11 protein-coding genes are annotated in these 17,079 nt (G+C 56.9%); 10 read left to right on the forward strand and 1 reads right to left on the reverse strand.

From position 1 onward, the window contains the following. The first annotated feature begins 145 nt into the window (after positions 1-145). The 6 genes from araB to rluA all read left to right on the forward strand — a co-directional run bounded on the left by araB (position 146) and on the right by rluA (position 10,395). On the forward strand, positions 146-1,852 hold the full coding sequence (gene araB / locus MY052_RS20100) for a ribulokinase (RefSeq protein ID WP_248537709.1): 1,707 nt from the start codon (positions 146-148) through the stop codon (positions 1,850-1,852). A gap of 11 nt (positions 1,853-1,863) precedes the next feature. Then, positions 1,864-3,366, forward strand: a complete 1,503-nt coding sequence (gene araA, locus MY052_RS20105; RefSeq protein WP_248537710.1) for an L-arabinose isomerase — start codon at positions 1,864-1,866, stop codon at positions 3,364-3,366. A gap of 127 nt (positions 3,367-3,493) precedes the next feature. Continuing rightward, a complete protein-coding gene (gene araD, locus MY052_RS20110) occupies positions 3,494-4,189 on the forward strand; it encodes an L-ribulose-5-phosphate 4-epimerase (RefSeq protein ID WP_123650726.1) in 696 nt (231 codons plus the stop codon). Between the two features lie 138 nt (positions 4,190-4,327). Next, entirely contained in the window at positions 4,328-6,685 is a 2,358-nt protein-coding gene (gene polB, locus MY052_RS20115) for a DNA polymerase II (RefSeq protein WP_248537711.1), read from the forward strand. A gap of 132 nt (positions 6,686-6,817) precedes the next feature. Then, entirely contained in the window at positions 6,818-9,724 is a 2,907-nt protein-coding gene (gene rapA, locus MY052_RS20120) for an RNA polymerase-associated protein RapA (protein WP_035895430.1), read from the forward strand. Positions 9,725-9,735: 11 nt separating this feature from the next. Then, on the forward strand, positions 9,736-10,395 hold the full coding sequence (gene rluA / locus MY052_RS20125; protein ID WP_123650722.1) for a bifunctional tRNA pseudouridine(32) synthase/23S rRNA pseudouridine(746) synthase RluA: 660 nt from the start codon (positions 9,736-9,738) through the stop codon (positions 10,393-10,395). Between the two features lie 99 nt (positions 10,396-10,494). Here the strand turns inward: rluA and djlA are convergent, their stop codons facing one another. Further along, entirely contained in the window at positions 10,495-11,319 is an 825-nt protein-coding gene (gene djlA, locus MY052_RS20130; RefSeq protein ID WP_035895425.1) for a co-chaperone DjlA, read from the reverse strand. Positions 11,320-11,562: 243 nt separating this feature from the next. Here djlA and lptD point away from each other — a divergent pair, with 243 nt between their 5' ends. Genes lptD through rsmA form a run of 4 tightly spaced genes read left to right on the forward strand, consistent with a single transcriptional unit; the run spans position 11,563 to position 17,078 of the window. Continuing rightward, positions 11,563-13,932 carry an LPS assembly protein LptD gene (gene lptD, locus MY052_RS20135; protein ID WP_248537712.1) on the forward strand — a complete coding sequence of 790 codons (2,370 nt, stop codon included), beginning with the start codon at positions 11,563-11,565 and terminating at the stop codon, positions 13,930-13,932. A gap of 53 nt (positions 13,933-13,985) precedes the next feature. Next, a complete protein-coding gene (gene surA, locus MY052_RS20140) occupies positions 13,986-15,272 on the forward strand; it encodes a peptidylprolyl isomerase SurA (RefSeq protein WP_035895422.1) in 1,287 nt (428 codons plus the stop codon). Next, positions 15,272-16,264: a 4-hydroxythreonine-4-phosphate dehydrogenase PdxA gene (pdxA, locus tag MY052_RS20145; protein ID WP_248537713.1), complete on the forward strand. Its 993-nt coding sequence runs from the start codon at positions 15,272-15,274 to the stop codon at positions 16,262-16,264. The genes surA and pdxA overlap by 1 nt, the downstream gene beginning before the upstream one ends. Continuing rightward, entirely contained in the window at positions 16,257-17,078 is an 822-nt protein-coding gene (gene rsmA / locus MY052_RS20150) for a 16S rRNA (adenine(1518)-N(6)/adenine(1519)-N(6))-dimethyltransferase RsmA (protein ID WP_035895418.1), read from the forward strand. The genes pdxA and rsmA overlap by 8 nt, the downstream gene beginning before the upstream one ends. The last annotated feature ends 1 nt before the right edge of the window (position 17,079 follow it).

The raw sequence follows: 17,079 nt of genomic DNA on the forward strand, positions 1-17,079 counted from the left end.
AAGTCCACATTGAATATTTGCACGGCGTCACACTTTGAACAGTCACAGCAAGATAATCCATAAGATTAGCGGTTCCAGCCTGACGGTTTTTTGCGGGGATATCTACTGTTTCACTATCACGTATTCTTTGAGATGGAGTAACACGATGGCAATCGCAATTGGCCTCGATTTTGGTAGTGATTCAGTCCGCGCCCTGGCGGTAGATTGTGCGACGGGCGAAGAGATCGCGACCAGCGTCGAATGGTATCCACGCTGGCAGGAAGGGCGTTTCTGCGACGCGCCAAATAACCGTTTTCGCCACCACCCGCGCGACTATATCGAATCCATGGAAGCCGCGCTGAAAGGCGTACTGGGTGAACTCTCCAGCGCACAACGCGCCGACGTCGTTGGTATCGGCGTCGACAGCACCGGCTCAACGCCAGCGCCTATTGATGCCGACGGGAACGTCCTGGCACTCAAAGAAGAGTTTGCCGACAACCCGAACGCCATGTTCGTGCTGTGGAAAGACCACACCGCGGTGGAAGAGGCCGAAGCCATCACCCGCCTGTGCCACCAGCCGGGCAAAGAAGACTACTCCCGCTATATTGGCGGCATTTACTCCAGCGAGTGGTTCTGGGCCAAAATTCTGCACGTTACCCGTGAAGACAGCGCCGTTGCGCAGGCTGCCGCCTCCTGGATTGAGCTGTGCGACTGGGTGCCTGCTCTGCTCTCCGGCACCACACGTCCGCAGGACATCCGCCGCGGCCGCTGCAGCGCCGGGCATAAATCGCTGTGGCACGAAAACTGGGGCGGCCTGCCACCAGCGGCGTTCTTTGACGAACTCGATCCGATTCTTAATCAGCACCTGCCTTGCCCGCTGTTTAGCGAAACCTGGACGGCCGATATTCCGGTTGGCAACCTGACCGCTGAGTGGGCGAAACGCCTGGGGCTGTCGACGAACGTGGTTATCTCCGGCGGCGCATTCGACTGCCATATGGGGGCGGTCGGTGCGGGGGCTCAACCGAATGCGCTGGTAAAAGTTATCGGCACGTCAACCTGCGACATCTTAATTGCCGATAAAAACAGCGTCGGCAACCGCACGGTAAAAGGCATCTGCGGTCAGGTTGACGGCAGCGTGGTGCCGAACTTTATCGGCATGGAAGCAGGTCAATCTGCCTTCGGCGATATCTATGCCTGGTTTGGCCGCGTTCTCGGCTGGCCGCTGGAGCAGCTTGCGGCTCAACATCCAGAGCTAAAAGCACAGATCAAAGACAGCCAGAAACAGCTGCTGCCAGCCCTGACTGAAGCCTGGGCGAACAACCCTTCTCTCGACCATATGCCGGTCGTCCTCGACTGGTTTAACGGTCGCCGTACGCCAAATGCCAACCAGCGTCTGAAAGGGGTCATCACCGACCTGAATCTTGCTACCGATGCCCCGGCGCTGTTCGGCGGGCTGATTGCCGCCACCGCTTTTGGTGCTCGCGCCATTATGGAGTGCTTCACCGAGCAGGGCATTCCGGTCAACAACGTTATGGCGCTGGGCGGTATCGCCCGTAAAAACCGCGTCATCATGCAGGCCTGTTGCGACGTACTGAACCGTCCGCTGCAAATTGTCGCCTCTGACCAATGCTGTGCGCTGGGCGCGGCCATCTTCGCCGCCGTTGCCGCACGCGTACATACCGACATTCCGGCTGCCCAGCAACAAATGGCAAGCCAGGTCGAACACACCTTGCAACCACAGCCACAGCAGGCTCAGCGCTTTGAAGAACTCTATCAGCGCTATCTGCAATGGGCCGTGAGCGCCGAACAACATTATCTCCCGGCTGCGTCCGCGGAAAAATCCGCCGCTTCTCAGGCAGCCCTGACTCATTAAAGGATACGACTATGACCGTTTTTGATAATTATGAAGTGTGGTTTGTCATTGGTAGCCAGCACCTGTACGGGCCGGAAACGCTGCGCCAGGTGACGCAAAACGCGGAGCAGGTCGTCAATGCCTTAAATGCGGAAGCGAAACTGCCGTGCAAACTGGTGCTAAAACCGCTGGGCACGCGCCCGGATGAAATTACCGCCATCTGCCGCGATGCCAACTACGACAACAAATGCGCCGGTATGATCGTCTGGCTGCACACCTTCTCACCCGCGAAGATGTGGATCAATGGCCTGACTATCCTCAATAAACCGCTGCTGCAGTTCCACACGCAGTTCAATGCCTCCCTGCCGTGGGACAGCATCGATATGGACTTTATGAACCTGAACCAGACCGCGCACGGCGGCCGCGAGTTCGGCTTCATCGGCGCGCGTATGCGTCAGCAGCACAGCGTAGTAACCGGCCACTGGCAGGATAAACACGCCCACGAGCGTATTGGCTCCTGGATGCGTCAGGCCGTCTCTAAACAGGATACCCGCCAGCTGAAAGTGTGCCGCTTCGGCGATAACATGCGCGAAGTGGCGGTCACCGACGGTGATAAAGTCGCCGCGCAGATTAAGTTCGGTTTCTCGGTCAATACCTGGGCTGTCGGCGATCTGGTGCAGGTGGTTAACGCCGTGACCGAAGGCGAAATCAATGCGCTGATTGACGAGTACGAAAGCAGCTACCGCTTCACGCCCGCCACGCAGATTCACGGGGACAAGCGTCAGAATGTCCTGGACGCGGCACGCATTGAACTGGGAATGAAACGCTTCCTGGAAGAAGGCGGTTTCCACGCGTTCACCACCACCTTTGAAGATTTGCACGGCCTGAAGCAGCTCCCGGGCCTCGCCGTGCAGCGCCTGATGCAGCAGGGCTACGGCTTTGCGGGTGAAGGCGACTGGAAAACTGCCGCCCTGCTTCGCATTATGAAAGTGATGTCGACCGGTCTACAGGGCGGCACCTCATTTATGGAAGACTACACCTACCACTTCAACGGTGGGAACGACCTGGTACTGGGCTCGCACATGCTGGAAGTCTGCCCATCCATTGCTGTGGAAGAGAAACCACTGCTCGACGTACAGCACCTGGGCATTGGCGGCAAGGCCGACCCAGCGCGTCTTATCTTCAACACCCAAACCGGCCCGGCCGTCGTGGCGAGCATGATTGACCTCGGCGACCGTTATCGTCTGCTGGTCAATACCATCGAAACGGTGAAAACCCCTCACGACCTGCCGAAACTGCCGGTGGCCAACGCGCTGTGGAAAGCTCATCCGAACCTGGAAACCGCCTCAGAAGCGTGGATCCTGGCCGGTGGCGCGCACCACACCGTATTCAGCCATGCGCTGACGCTGGACGACATGCGCCAGTTCGCCGAACTGCACGATATCGAGATTGCCGTTATCGACAACGACACCCGTCTGCCGGCGTTTAAAGACGCGCTGCGCTGGAACGAAGTGTATTTCGGGTTCAAACGTTAAGCCGATTTTCCCCTCACCCAACCCTCTCCCCGAAGGCGAGAGGGTACCGATAGCGCGCATAGTCGCCCTTCCTCCTCTCCCTCCGGGAGAGGGCCGGGGTGAGGGAAATTCAGACTCGGAGCAAAACATGTTAGAAGATCTCAAACGCCAGGTGCTGGAAGCCAACCTGGCACTGCCTAAGCACAATCTGGTGACCCTGACCTGGGGCAACGTCAGCGCCGTTGACCGCGAGCGCGGTGTGCTGGTTATCAAACCTTCCGGCGTCGACTACAGCGTGATGACCGCGGACGATATGGTGGTGGTGAGCCTGGAAACCGGCGAAGTAGTGGAAGGTAACAAAAAACCGTCCTCGGATACTCCAACCCATCGCCTGCTGTATCAAGCATTCCCAACGCTCGGCGGCATTGTCCACACCCACTCCCGCCACGCAACCATCTGGGCGCAGGCCGGACAGTCCATCCCGGCAACCGGCACTACCCACGCGGACTATTTCTACGGCTCGGTGCCCTGCACCCGCCTGATGACCGATGCGGAAATCAACGGTGACTACGAGTGGGAAACCGGCGCGGTCATCGTCGAAACCTTCCGCGAGAACGACATCGACCCGGCGCAAATGCCCGGCGTGCTGGTGCACTCCCACGGCCCATTTGCCTGGGGCAAAAACGCCGAAGACGCGGTGCACAACGCTATCGTGCTGGAAGAGATTGCTTATATGGGCATCTTCTGCCGTCAGCTCGCGCCACAGCTTCCGGATATGCAGCAGACGCTGCTGGATAAACACTACCTGCGTAAGCATGGGGCAAAAGCGTATTACGGCCAGTAACTCCGGCAGCGCTCTCTGTCGCCCGGACGAGGCGCAGCCGACTCCGGGATCTCACCGATAACACCTGTATAAACCACCAGCACTCTCCCTTAAACCAGGCTATAATCAAGCCTGGTTTTTTTATGGATGAGCTCAAGCGTGACCCAGCCACAAGCAGGTTTTCTCCTTACCCGTCACTGGCGGGATACCCCGCAGGGTACCGAACTGGCTTTCTGGCTAGCGACGGACGACGGCCCGCTACAGGTTACCCTACCGCCGCAGGAGTCGGTGGCGTTTATCCCCGAGGCCCAGCGCGCACAGGTTGAACGCTTGCTGAAGGATGAAAACGGCCTGCGCCTTGCGCCGCTTACGCTCAAAGATTTCCATCGCCAGCCTGTTTTTGGCCTCTACTGCCGTGCGCATCGCCAACTGATGCGGCTGGAAAAACTGCTGCGTGAAAACGGCATTACCGTCTACGAAGCTGATATCCGTCCGCCAGAGCGCTATCTGATGGAGCGCTTTATCACCGCACCGGTTTGGGTAGAAGGCACCGCGCGCGGCAACGCATTGACCCAGGCGCGCATGAAGCCCAACCCGGAATACCGTCCGCCGCTGAAGTGGGTATCGTTAGATATCGAGACCAGCCGCCACGGCGAGCTCTACTGCATTGGCCTTGAAGGCTGCGGGCAACGCACCGTCTATATGCTCGGTACCGAGCCAGAGCAGCCGCCGCAGGTCGATTTCCACCTCGAATATGTCGCCAGCCGTCCGCTGCTGCTGGAGAAACTCAACGCCTGGTTTGCCGAACATGATCCGGACGTGCTGATTGGCTGGAACGTGGTGCAGTTCGATCTGCGCGTGCTGCAAAAAAGCGCCGAACGCTACCGGGTGCCGCTGTTGTTGGGCCGTGGAAACAGCGAACTCGAATGGCGCGAACACGGCTTTAAGAACGGCGTGTTCTTCGCCCAGGCCGCTGGACGCTTAATTATCGACGGCATCGACGCCTTAAAATCCGCCTTCTGGAGCTTCACGTCGTTCTCGCTGGAAAACGTCTCCCGGGAGCTGCTGGGCGAAGGCAAAGCTATCGATAATCCGTGGGACAGAATGGACGAAATTGACCGCCGTTTCGCCGAAGATAAGCCCGCATTAGCCACCTATAACCTCAAAGACTGCGAGCTGGTCACGCGCATCTTTCACAAAACCGAGATCATGCCATTTTTGCTGGAACGCGCGACGGTTAACGGGCTGGCGGTCGACCGGCACGGTGGCTCGGTAGCCGCCTTCAGCCACCTCTATTTTCCGCGTATGCACCGCCTGGGCTTTGTTGCGCCAAACCTCGGTGAAGTGCCGCCGCAGGCAAGCCCCGGCGGTTATGTCATGGACTCGCGCCCCGGGCTGTACGATTCCGTACTGGTACTGGATTATAAAAGCCTGTACCCGTCGATCATCCGCTCATTCCTGATTGACCCAGTTGGATTGATTGAAGGTATGGCGCATCCGGACACGCAGCACAGCACTGAAGGTTTTCTCGACGCCTGGTTCTCTCGCGACAAACACTGCCTGCCGGGGATCGTCAGCCAGATCTGGCACGCCCGCGATGAAGCCAAGCAACACAAAAACAAGCCGCTATCGCAGGCGCTGAAGATCATCATGAATGCCTTTTATGGCGTGTTGGGCACCAGCGCCTGCCGCTTTTTCGACCCTAGACTGGCGTCGTCGATCACCATGCGCGGCCACGCGATCATGCGTCAGACCAAAGCGCTGATTGAATCTCAGGGCTACGACGTGATTTACGGTGATACCGACTCCACCTTCGTCTGGCTCAAACGGGCTCACGGCGAAGAAGAGGCCGGAGCCATTGGTCGCGCGCTGGTCGATTTCGTCAACCAGTGGTGGGCAGATGAACTGCAAAAAAAAGGGCTGACCAGCGCGCTGGAGCTGGAGTTTGAAACTCACTTCTGCCGCTTCCTGATGCCAACCATCCGCGGTGCCGATACAGGCAGCAAAAAACGCTATGCGGGGATGATTCAGGAAGGCAGCGAACAGCGGATGCTGTACAAAGGGCTGGAAACGGTGCGTACCGACTGGACGCCGCTGGCGCAACAATTCCAGCAGGCGCTGTATTTGCGCATCTTCCGCAACGAGCCCTACCGGGACTTCATCCTTGAAACCATTGATAAACTGATGGCAGGCGAACTCGATGACCAGCTGGTTTATCGCAAGCAATTGCGCCGCCCGCTGGCCGAGTATCAGAAAAATATTCCGCCGCACGTGCGCGCCGCCCGTCTTGCTGATGAACACAACGTGCGGTTAGGGCGCCCGCAGCAGTACCAACAGCGCGGCAGCATTCGCTACGTCTGGACCACCAACGGCCCGGAACCACTGGCCTATCAGCAATCACCGCTCGATTACGACCACTATCTGACCAAACAATTAGCCCCGGTTGCCGAAGGAATTCTCCCCTTTGTCGACGATGATTTTGCTACAATAGTGACAGGGCAACTGGGTCTATTTTGACAGGTGACTAACGTCTCGCCATCCAGTACCATAGCGCCCTTTCCATTCCTGGACCAAATTCACTCGCCGCCTGTTTATAAAGGTGGTGGATGAATATTGCCTGCAATTTATTAAAGATAGAGCCGAACGCATATGCCTTTTACACTTGGTCAACGCTGGATCAGCGATACAGAAAGCGAACTGGGACTTGGTACCGTTGTTGCAATGGATGCACGCACCGTCACCCTACTCTTCCCGGCAACCGGAGAGAATCGTCTGTATGCGCGTAGCGACTCCCCCGTGACCCGCGTTATGTTTAATCCCGGCGACACGATTACAAGCCATGAAGGCTGGCAGCTGCTCGTTGACGAAGTAATAGAAGAAAATGGCCTGCTGGCCTACATCGGCACCCGTCAGGACACCGAAGAGACCGGCGTCATGATGCGCGAAGTGCTGCTCGACAGCAAACTGGTGTTCAGCAAACCGCAGGACCGTCTCTTTGCCGGGCAAATCGACCGCATGGACCGATTTGCTCTGCGCTATCGCGCGCGTAAATACCAGAGTGAACAATACCGTATGCCGTGGAGCGGCCTGCGCGGTCAGCGCACCAGCCTTATCCCGCACCAGCTCAACATCGCCCATGACGTGGGCCGTCGCCATGCGCCGCGCGTGCTGCTGGCAGACGAAGTCGGCTTAGGTAAAACCATTGAAGCCGGGATGATCCTGCACCAGCAGCTGCTGTCTGGTGCCGCCCAGCGCGTGCTGGTCATCGTCCCGGAAACCCTCCAGCACCAGTGGCTGGTTGAAATGCTGCGTCGTTTCAACCTGCGCTTTGCGCTGTTCGACGATGAACGCTATGCCGAAGCCCAGCACGATGCCTACAACCCGTTTGAAACCGAACAGCTGGTTATCTGCTCGCTGGACTTCGTTCGCCGCAACAAGCAGCGTCTGGAAAACCTGTGCGAAGCTGAGTGGGATATCATGGTGGTCGATGAAGCGCACCACCTGGTGTGGAGCGAAGATGCGCCAAGCCGCGAATATCAAGCCATTGAACAGCTCGCCGAGCGCGTACCTGGCGTACTGTTGCTGACGGCAACCCCGGAACAGCTGGGGATGGAAAGCCACTTTGCGCGTCTGCGTCTGCTGGACCCAAACCGCTTCCACGATTTCGAGCAGTTTGTTGAAGAACAGAAAAACTACCGCCCGGTAGCCGACGCTGTCGCCCTGCTGCTGGCAGGCAACAAGCTCAGCAACGACGAACTGAACATGCTGGGCGAACTGATTGGCGAGCAGGATATCGAAGCCCTGCTGCAAACCGCCAACAGCGATCGCGACGGTGCAGAAGCAGCTCGTCAGGAGCTTATCAGCATGTTGATGGACCGCCACGGCACCAGCCGCGTGCTGTTCCGTAACACCCGTAACGGCGTGAAAGGCTTCCCGAAACGCGAACTGCACACCATCAAGCTGCCGCTGCCAACCCAGTATCAAACGGCGATTAAAGTCTCCGGCATCATGGGTGCCCGTAAGAGCGCAGAAGAGCGCGCCCGTGACATGCTCTACCCTGAGCAGATTTATCAGGAATTTGAAGGTGATACCGGCACCTGGTGGAACTTCGACCCACGCGTCGAATGGCTGATGGGCTACCTGACCAGCCACCGTTCGCAGAAAGTGCTGGTTATCTGCGCCAAAGCGGCCACTGCCCTGCAGCTGGAGCAGGTTCTGCGCGAACGCGAAGGCATCCGTGCCGCCGTGTTCCACGAAGGCATGTCGATTATTGAACGCGACCGCGCCGCCGCCTGGTTCGGCGAGGAAGACAGCGGCGCACAGGTACTGTTGTGCTCGGAAATCGGTTCTGAAGGCCGTAACTTCCAGTTCGCCAGCAACCTGGTGATGTTCGACCTGCCGTTCAACCCGGACCTGCTGGAACAGCGTATCGGCCGTCTGGACCGTATCGGTCAGGCGCACGATATTCAGATTCACGTCCCGTACCTTGAAAAAACCGCGCAGTCAGTGCTGGTTCGTTGGTTCCACGAAGGTCTGGATGCCTTTGAGCACACTTGCCCGACCGGTCGTACCATTTATGACAGCGTGCATGACCAGTTAATCAACTACCTGGCAGCACCGGAAAACAGCGACGGCTTCGACGACCTCATCAAGAGCTGCCGCGAACAGCACGAAGCGCTGAAAGCACAGTTGGAACAGGGCCGCGACCGTCTGCTGGAGATCCACTCCAACGGCGGAGAAAAGGCGCAGCGTCTTGCTGAAAGCATCGAAGAGCAGGATGACGACACCAACCTGATCGCCTTCGCCATGAACCTGTTCGATATCGTCGGTATCAATCAGGACGATCGCGGTGAGCACCTGATCGTGCTGACCCCGTCAGACCACATGCTGGTTCCGGACTTCCCTGGACTGCCGGAAGATGGCTGCACCGTCACCTTCGAGCGTGACGTGGCGTTGTCTCGCGAAGACGCACAGTTCCTGACCTGGGAACACCCGCTGATTCACAACGGTCTGGATCTCATCCTCTCCGGTGATACCGGCAGCAGCACTATCTCCCTGCTGAAAAACAAAGCGCTGCCGGTGGGTACGCTGCTGGTCGAGCTGATTTACGTGGTTGAAGCGCAGGCACCGAAACAGCTGCAGCTCAACCGCTTCCTGCCGCCAACGCCGGTGCGTATGCTGCTGGATAAAAACGGCACTAACCTTGCCGCGCAGGTTGAGTTTGAAACCTTCAACCGCCAGCTCAGCGCGGTGAACCGTCATACCGGCAGCAAGCTGGTGAACGCGGTGCAGCAGGACGTGCATACCATTTTGCAAAAAGGTGAAGCGCAGATTGAGCAAGCCGCTCAGGCGCTGATTACCGCGGCACGTGAAGAGGCGGACGAGAAGCTCAGCGCGGAACTGTCGCGTCTGGAAGCGTTGAAGGCGGTGAACCCAAACATCCGTGACGACGAACTGTCCGCGATTGAAAGCAACCGCCAGCAGGTGATGGAAAGCCTGTCGCAGGCGGGATGGCGTCTGGACGCACTGCGTCTTATCGTCGTCACTCACCAGTAATCGGAGCCGCTATGGGCATGGAAAACTATCATCCGCCACGGGACCCGTGGCTGGTGATCCTCTACCAGGACGAGCACATTATGGTGGTCAACAAGCCCAGCGGCCTGTTGTCCGTCCCGGGCCGTCAGGAAGAGCATAAAGACAGCGTGATGACCCGCGTACAGCGCGATTATCCGCAGGCGGAGTCCGTACACCGCCTCGATATGGCGACCAGCGGCGTTATCGTCGTGGCCCTGACCAAAGCGGCAGAAAGAGAACTGAAGCGTCAATTCCGTGAGCGCGAGCCGAAAAAGCAGTACGTGGCGCGCGTATGGGGTCACCCGCAGCCGCAGGAAGGCCTGGTGGATTTACCGCTGATTTGCGACTGGCCGAACCGGCCGAAGCAGAAGGTGTGTTATGAAACCGGCAAGTCTGCGCAGACGGAGTATGAAGTGCTGGAATATGCGCCGGATAACACCGCACGGGTGAAGCTCAAACCGATTACCGGGCGTTCACACCAGCTGCGCGTGCATATGCTGGCGCTGGGTCACCCGATTCTGGGCGACCGCTTTTATGCGCACGACGAAGCGCTAGCGATGGCACCGCGTTTGCAGCTCCATGCGGAGACGCTCACCATTACCCATCCGCAGTTTGGTAATAGCATGACGTTTAAGGCACCGGTCGATTTTTAGATTGTCCAGGGTTTTCCCGGGGTCGCTGGCGCTCGCCCGGGCTACCAATATGCACGAATGTAGCCCGGGCGAGCGCCAGCGACCCCGAGTTCACGCACCTTACTTAAATCCCTTCTGTTCTTTTATCAGTTCGTACGCTTTCTGAATTTCCTGCGCCTTCTGCTTGGCCATCTCCATCATCTCCGGCGGCAGCCCTTTCGCCACCAGCTTATCCGGGTGATGTTCGCTCATCTGCTTACGATAGGCGCGTTTGATGGTCGTGGCATCGTCGCTCGGCTTCACGCCCAGCACGTTACACGCATCTTCCAGCGTCGGCCCACGCTGCGCCTGTTGCCAACCACCACCCTGACCGCCCTGAGACTGCTGATGGTAGCCACCGCCAAACTGCGCGCCGCCCTGCATCATGCGCAGGAACTGGTCGAACTGCGCGTGGGAGATCCCCAACTCTTCGGCAATCACGTACAGCACGTCGCGTTCGTTGGGATGCAGAGACCCGTCGGCAAACGCCGCCTGAATCTGAATCTCCAGGAACATACGAATAAGATCAAAACGACCAAAGCAGACGCTACGGAACTGACGCATCTTTTCACGCAGCGGGTAGTTGTCAGCTTTACCCACACGAAACGCCTGCTGCGCCGCCGTGCGGGACTCGCCGTGCAGATTCATGCGGTCCATAAACAGACTGGCGACATGAATATCCGCTTCGGTCACGCGCCCTTTCGATTTGGTCAGATGGCCCATCACTTCAAAGGTGGTGGCAAAAAACAGCGACTGACGCTGCTGTTGATTGGCAAACCAGTTCATACGACGGCTTCGCGCCTTGTCAAACATATGACCCACGAGCAGCCCGAGGACAACGCCCCAGAACCCTCCGCCCATCATCAGGGCGACGGCCACACCAATCACTTTTCCCCAATACTGCATATACTCCCCAAATCGTCATGCCAGCGGCTAAAATATGCATTATCATACCTGTCATTCAATGCCGTGCATAACACCTCTGGCAAGAACGGGCAGGATAGACTCGATGAATTTCACGTTGCAGCCAACGGCACTGCAACTTAGAAGCCGACGAGCATTAACACTAGCGTCATCACGATGAGTACGTTAGTCTCTGACCGTTTGCAAGCCGCAATGCTATAGATGACGGAACAACAAATACAACGTATGAAAAAACGTATTCCCACTCTCCTCGCGACCATGATCGCCAGCGCCTTGTACAGCCAGCAGGGAATGGCAGCAGATCTCGCCTCTCAATGTATGCTTGGCGTACCGAGTTACGATCGCCCGTTAGTCAGCGGTCCTGCGAACGAACAGCCGGTCACTATCACGGCAGATCATGCAAAAGGTAATTACCCTGATAACGCCGTATTTAGCGGCAACGTCGATATTAATCAGGGGAATAGCCGTTTACAGGCCGATGAAGTTCAGCTTCATCAAAAACAGCCTGAGGGGCAGCCTACACCGGTTCGCACCGTCGATGCACTCGGCAACGTTCACTACGACGATAATCAGGTTATTCTGAAAGGGCCAAAAGCCTGGTCAAACCTGAATACCAAAGATACCAACGTCTGGAAAGGTGATTACCAGATGGTCGGCCGTCAGGGCCGCGGTACGGCGGATGTCATGAAACAGCGCGGTGAGAACCGCTACACCATTCTCGAAAACGGCACCTTTACCTCCTGTTTGCCGGGTTCTAACACCTGGAGCGTCGTGGGTAGCGAAGTTATCCACGACCGCGAAGAGCAGGTTGCCGAAATCTGGAACGCACGCTTTAAAATTGGTCCGGTGCCGGTCTTCTATAGCCCGTACCTGCAGCTCCCGGTCGGCGACAAACGCCGCTCTGGCTTCCTGCTGCCAAGCGCGAAATACGGTAGTACTAACCACTTTGAGTTCTCATTACCGTATTACTGGAACATTGCGCCTAACATGGACGCCACCCTGACGCCGCACTATATGGACAAGCGTAGCGGCGTGATGTGGGAAAACGAATTCCGCTATCTGACCGATGCCGGTGAAGGCCTGTTTGAACTGGACTATCTGCCGTCAGATAGCGTCTACTCCAACGAACATCCTAATGATGACAATAGCCGCCGCTGGCTATTCTACTGGCGTCACGCCGGGGTCATGGATCAAGTATGGCGTTTCAACGCCGACTACACCAAAGTCAGCGATCCAGATTACTTTAACGACTTTGACTCGAAATACGGCTCAAGTACCGACGGCTACGCCACGCAGAAACTGAGCGTGGGCTATGCGGTACAAAACTTCGATGCCACCGTATCGACGAAACAGTTCCAGGTCTTCGACCGCAGCAACAGCAACTCCTATTCGGCCGAGCCGCAGCTGGATATCAACGCCTACCAGAACGATGTGGGGCCGTTTGATACCCATCTCTATGCTCAGGCGGTGAAGTTCACCAACAGCAACAGCGATTTGCCTGAAGCGACGCGAGTCCACCTCGAGCCGACCATCAGTCTGCCGCTGGGCAACCGTTGGGGTAGCCTCACCACAGAAGCAAAACTGCTGGCGACGCACTACAACCAGACCAATATCGACGACTACAATAATGACTCGGCCAACGCCAACAAGCTGGCCAGTTCAGTCAACCGCACCATGCCGCAGCTGAAAGTGGACGGCAAAATGGTGTTTGAGCGCGATGTTGAGCTGACGCCGGGCTACACCCAGACGCTGGAACCACGTATGCAGTACCTGTACGTGCCGTACCGCGACCAAAGCAAAATCAATAACTACGACTCCACGTTCCTGCAATCCGATTATACGGGTCTGTTCCGTGACCGTAGCTACAGCGGTCTCGACCGCATCGCTTCCGCAAACCAGATTACGACCGGGGTCACATCACGTATTTATGATGACGCCGCCGTTGAACGTTTTAACGTTTCTGTTGGTCAAATCTACTATTTCACCGAGTCTCGCACCGGTGATGACAACATTAACTGGGAGAAAAACGACAAAACGGGTTCACTGGTTTGGGCGGGCGACACCTACTGGCGTATCAGCGATCAATGGGGTTTACGCGGTGGTATTCAGTACGACACGCGTCTGAACAACGTCTCCACCAGCAGTTCAGCCATCGAATGGCGTCGGGACGAAGAACATTTAGTGCAGTTGACTTACCGTTACGCCAGCCCGGAATATATTCAGGCAACGCTGCCGAGTTACTCCACGGCAGAACAGTATAAAAACGGGATTTCGCAGGTTGGTGCAACTGCGAGCTGGCCAATCGTCGACCGCTGGTCCGTCGTAGGTGCTTATTACTATGACACCAACTCCGGCAGCGCCGCTGACCAGATGCTGGGCGTTCAGTATAACTCCTGCTGTTACGCTATCCGCGTAGGCTACGAGCGTAAACTCAACGGTTGGGATTACAACAACGACACCCAGACTGGTGGTCGTTCCAAATATGACAACTCCATCGGCTTCAGCATTGAGCTGCGTGGTCTGAGCTCTAACTACGGTCTGGGTACTCAGCAGATGCTGCGTTCCAACATCATGCCGTACCAAAGCTCGCTGTAATGTCACTGGTTAGACACATCATCCGCATTGCGGTTAATTGAAATGGAAAAAGTATGAAGAACTGGAAAACGCTGCTTCTCGGTATCGCCTTAGTTGCGAATACCAGCTTCGCTGCCCCGCAGGTTGTCGATAAAGTAGCAGCCGTCGTGAACAACGGCGTCGTCCTTGAAAGTGATGTTGATGGTCTGATGCAGTCCGTCAAAATGAACGCCGGCCAGGCGGGTCAACAGCTGCCGGATGACGCTACGCTTCGTCACCAGATTCTGGAACGTCTGATCATGGATCAGATAATCCTGCAGATGGGGCAGAAGATGGGTGTCAAGATCACTGACGATCAGCTCGATCAGGCGATCGCCAACATCGCAAAACAAAACAACATGACGATGGATCAGATGCGCAGCCGTCTGGCTTACGATGGGATGAACTACAACACCTATCGTAACCAGATCCGCAAAGAGATGCTGATTTCCGAAGTGCGTAACAACGAAGTGCGTCGCCGCATTACCGTGCTACCACAGGAAGTCGACGCGCTGGCAAGCCAGATTGGCAACCAGAACGACGCCAGCACCGAGCTGAACCTCAGCCACATCCTGGTTGCGCTGCCGGAAAACCCAACCTCCGATCAGGTTAACGAAGCACAAAGCCAGGCCGAGTCCATCGTTGAACAGGCTCGCGGCGGTGCTGATTTCGGTAAGCTCGCTATCACCTACTCCGCAGACCAACAGGCGCTGAAAGGCGGCCAGATGGGCTGGGGTCGTATTCAGGAACTGCCTGCTATCTTCGCTCAGGCGCTGAGCACGGCGAAAAAAGGCGATGTTATTGGCCCTATTCGTTCCGGCGTAGGCTTCCACATCCTGAAAGTTAACGATATGCGCGGCCAGACCCAGAACATCTCGGTAACGGAAACCCACGCTCGCCACATCCTGCTGAAGCCATCGCCAATCATGACCGACGATCAGGCTCGTGCGAAGCTGGAACAGGTTGCAGCGGATATTCGCAGCGGCAAAACCACCTTTGAGAAAGCGGCTAAAGAGCTGTCTCAGGACCCAGGCTCAGCTAACCAGGGCGGCGATTTAGGTTGGGCAACGCCGGATATCTACGATCCGTCATTCCGCGATGCGCTGATGAAGCTGAGCAAAGGCCAGATGAGCGGCCCAGTTCACTCTTCCTTCGGCTGGCACCTGATTCAGCTGCTCGATACGCGTAACGTTGACCGTACCGACGCCGCACAGAAAGACCGTGCTTACCGCATGCTGATGAACCGTAAATTCTCTGAAGAAGCGGCGACCTGGATGCAGGAACAGCGCGCAAGCGCTTACGTTAAAATTCTGAGCAACTAATGACGCAACACGCTCGTGTCGTTATCACTCCCGGCGAACCCGCCGGGATTGGTCCGGATCTTGTTATCCAACTGGCCCAGCGCGACTGGCCGCTTGAACTGGTCGTTTGCGCTGATGGCCGCCTGCTCACCGAGCGGGCAACGCTTCTCGGCCTTCCTCTCACGCTATTGCCCTACTCTCCCGAAAAACCCGCTGCACCACAGCGCGCCGGTACGCTCACGCTGTTACCCGTCGCCCTGCATGCCGAGGTTACGCCGGGAACGCTCAACGTTGAGAACGGTCGCTATGTTGTTGAAACGCTCGCCCGCGCCTGCGATGGCTGCCTGAACGGTGAGTTTTCCGCACTGGTCACCGGCCCGGTCCACAAAGGCATCATTAACGATGCCGGCATCGCCTTTACCGGGCACACCGAGTTCTTTGAAGAGCGCGCTGGCGCACCGAAAGTGGTGATGATGCTGGCAACCGAGGAGCTGCGCGTCGCGCTGGCAACGACCCACCTGCCGCTGAAAGCGGTGAGCGATGCCATCACGCCGGACCTGCTGCGGGAGGTTATCACCATCCTGCACGACGACTTGCAGAACAAGTTTGGTCTTGCCGAACCGCACGTGCTGGTCTGCGGCCTGAACCCACATGCGGGGGAAGGTGGGCATATGGGTACGGAAGAGATAGACACCATTATTCCGGTGCTGGAAGAGCTGCGTGCCAAAGGGATGAATCTGAGCGGGCCGCTGCCTGCCGATACCCTTTTCCAGCCTAAGTATCTTGACCATGCCGATGCCGTGCTCGCAATGTACCACGATCAGGGCCTACCCGTGCTAAAATACCAAGGCTTTGGCCGTGGCGTGAACATTACGCTCGGTTTACCCTTTATTCGCACCTCCGTTGACCATGGTACCGCCCTTGAACTGGCAGGCCAGGGGAAAGCGGATGTCGGCAGTTTTATTACGGCGCTTAACCTCGCCATCAAAATGATTGTTAACTCTAATGAATAATCGAGTCCATCAGGGCCACTTAGCCCGTAAACGCTTCGGGCAAAACTTTCTCAACGATCAATTCGTGATCGACAGTATTGTTGCGGCTATTAACCCGCAAAAAGGCCAGGCCATGGTTGAAATCGGCCCGGGTCTTGCCGCGCTGACCGAGCCGGTTGGCGAACGTCTTGACGAAATGACCGTTATTGAACTGGACCGCGACCTCGCCGCGCGTCTGCAAACGCACCCGTTCCTGGGGCCGAAGCTGACCATTTATCAGCAGGATGCCATGACCATGAACTTTGGCGAGCTGTCTGAGAAGCTGGGTCAGCCGCTGCGCGTGTTCGGTAACCTGCCGTACAACATCTCCACGCCGCTGATGTTCCACCTGTTTAGCTATACTAATGCTATTGCGGACATGCACTTCATGCTGCAAAAAGAGGTGGTTAACCGTCTGGTTGCCGGTCCAAACAGTAAAGCCTATGGTCGTCTGACCGTAATGGCGCAATACTACTGCAACGTGATCCCGGTACTTGAAGTGCCGCCAACCGCGTTCACTCCACCGCCAAAAGTGGATTCCGCCGTCGTACGTCTGGTGCCGCATAGCACTAAACCGTACCCGGTAAAAGATGTCCGCGTCCTGAGCCGTATTACGACCGAAGCCTTTAACCAGCGTCGTAAAACTATCCGCAACAGTCTGGGCAACCTATTTAGCGTTGAGCTGTTGACGGAGCTGGGTGTAGACCCGGCCATGCGCGCGGAAAATATCTCTGTTGCGCAGTACTGCCGGATGGCCAACTATCTGTCAGAGAATGCGCCCTCGAAGGAGAGCTAAA

Origin of the sequence: Kluyvera ascorbata (assembly GCF_023195735.1) — a bacterium.
In the GTDB taxonomy this organism is placed as follows: domain Bacteria; phylum Pseudomonadota; class Gammaproteobacteria; order Enterobacterales; family Enterobacteriaceae; genus Kluyvera; species Kluyvera ascorbata.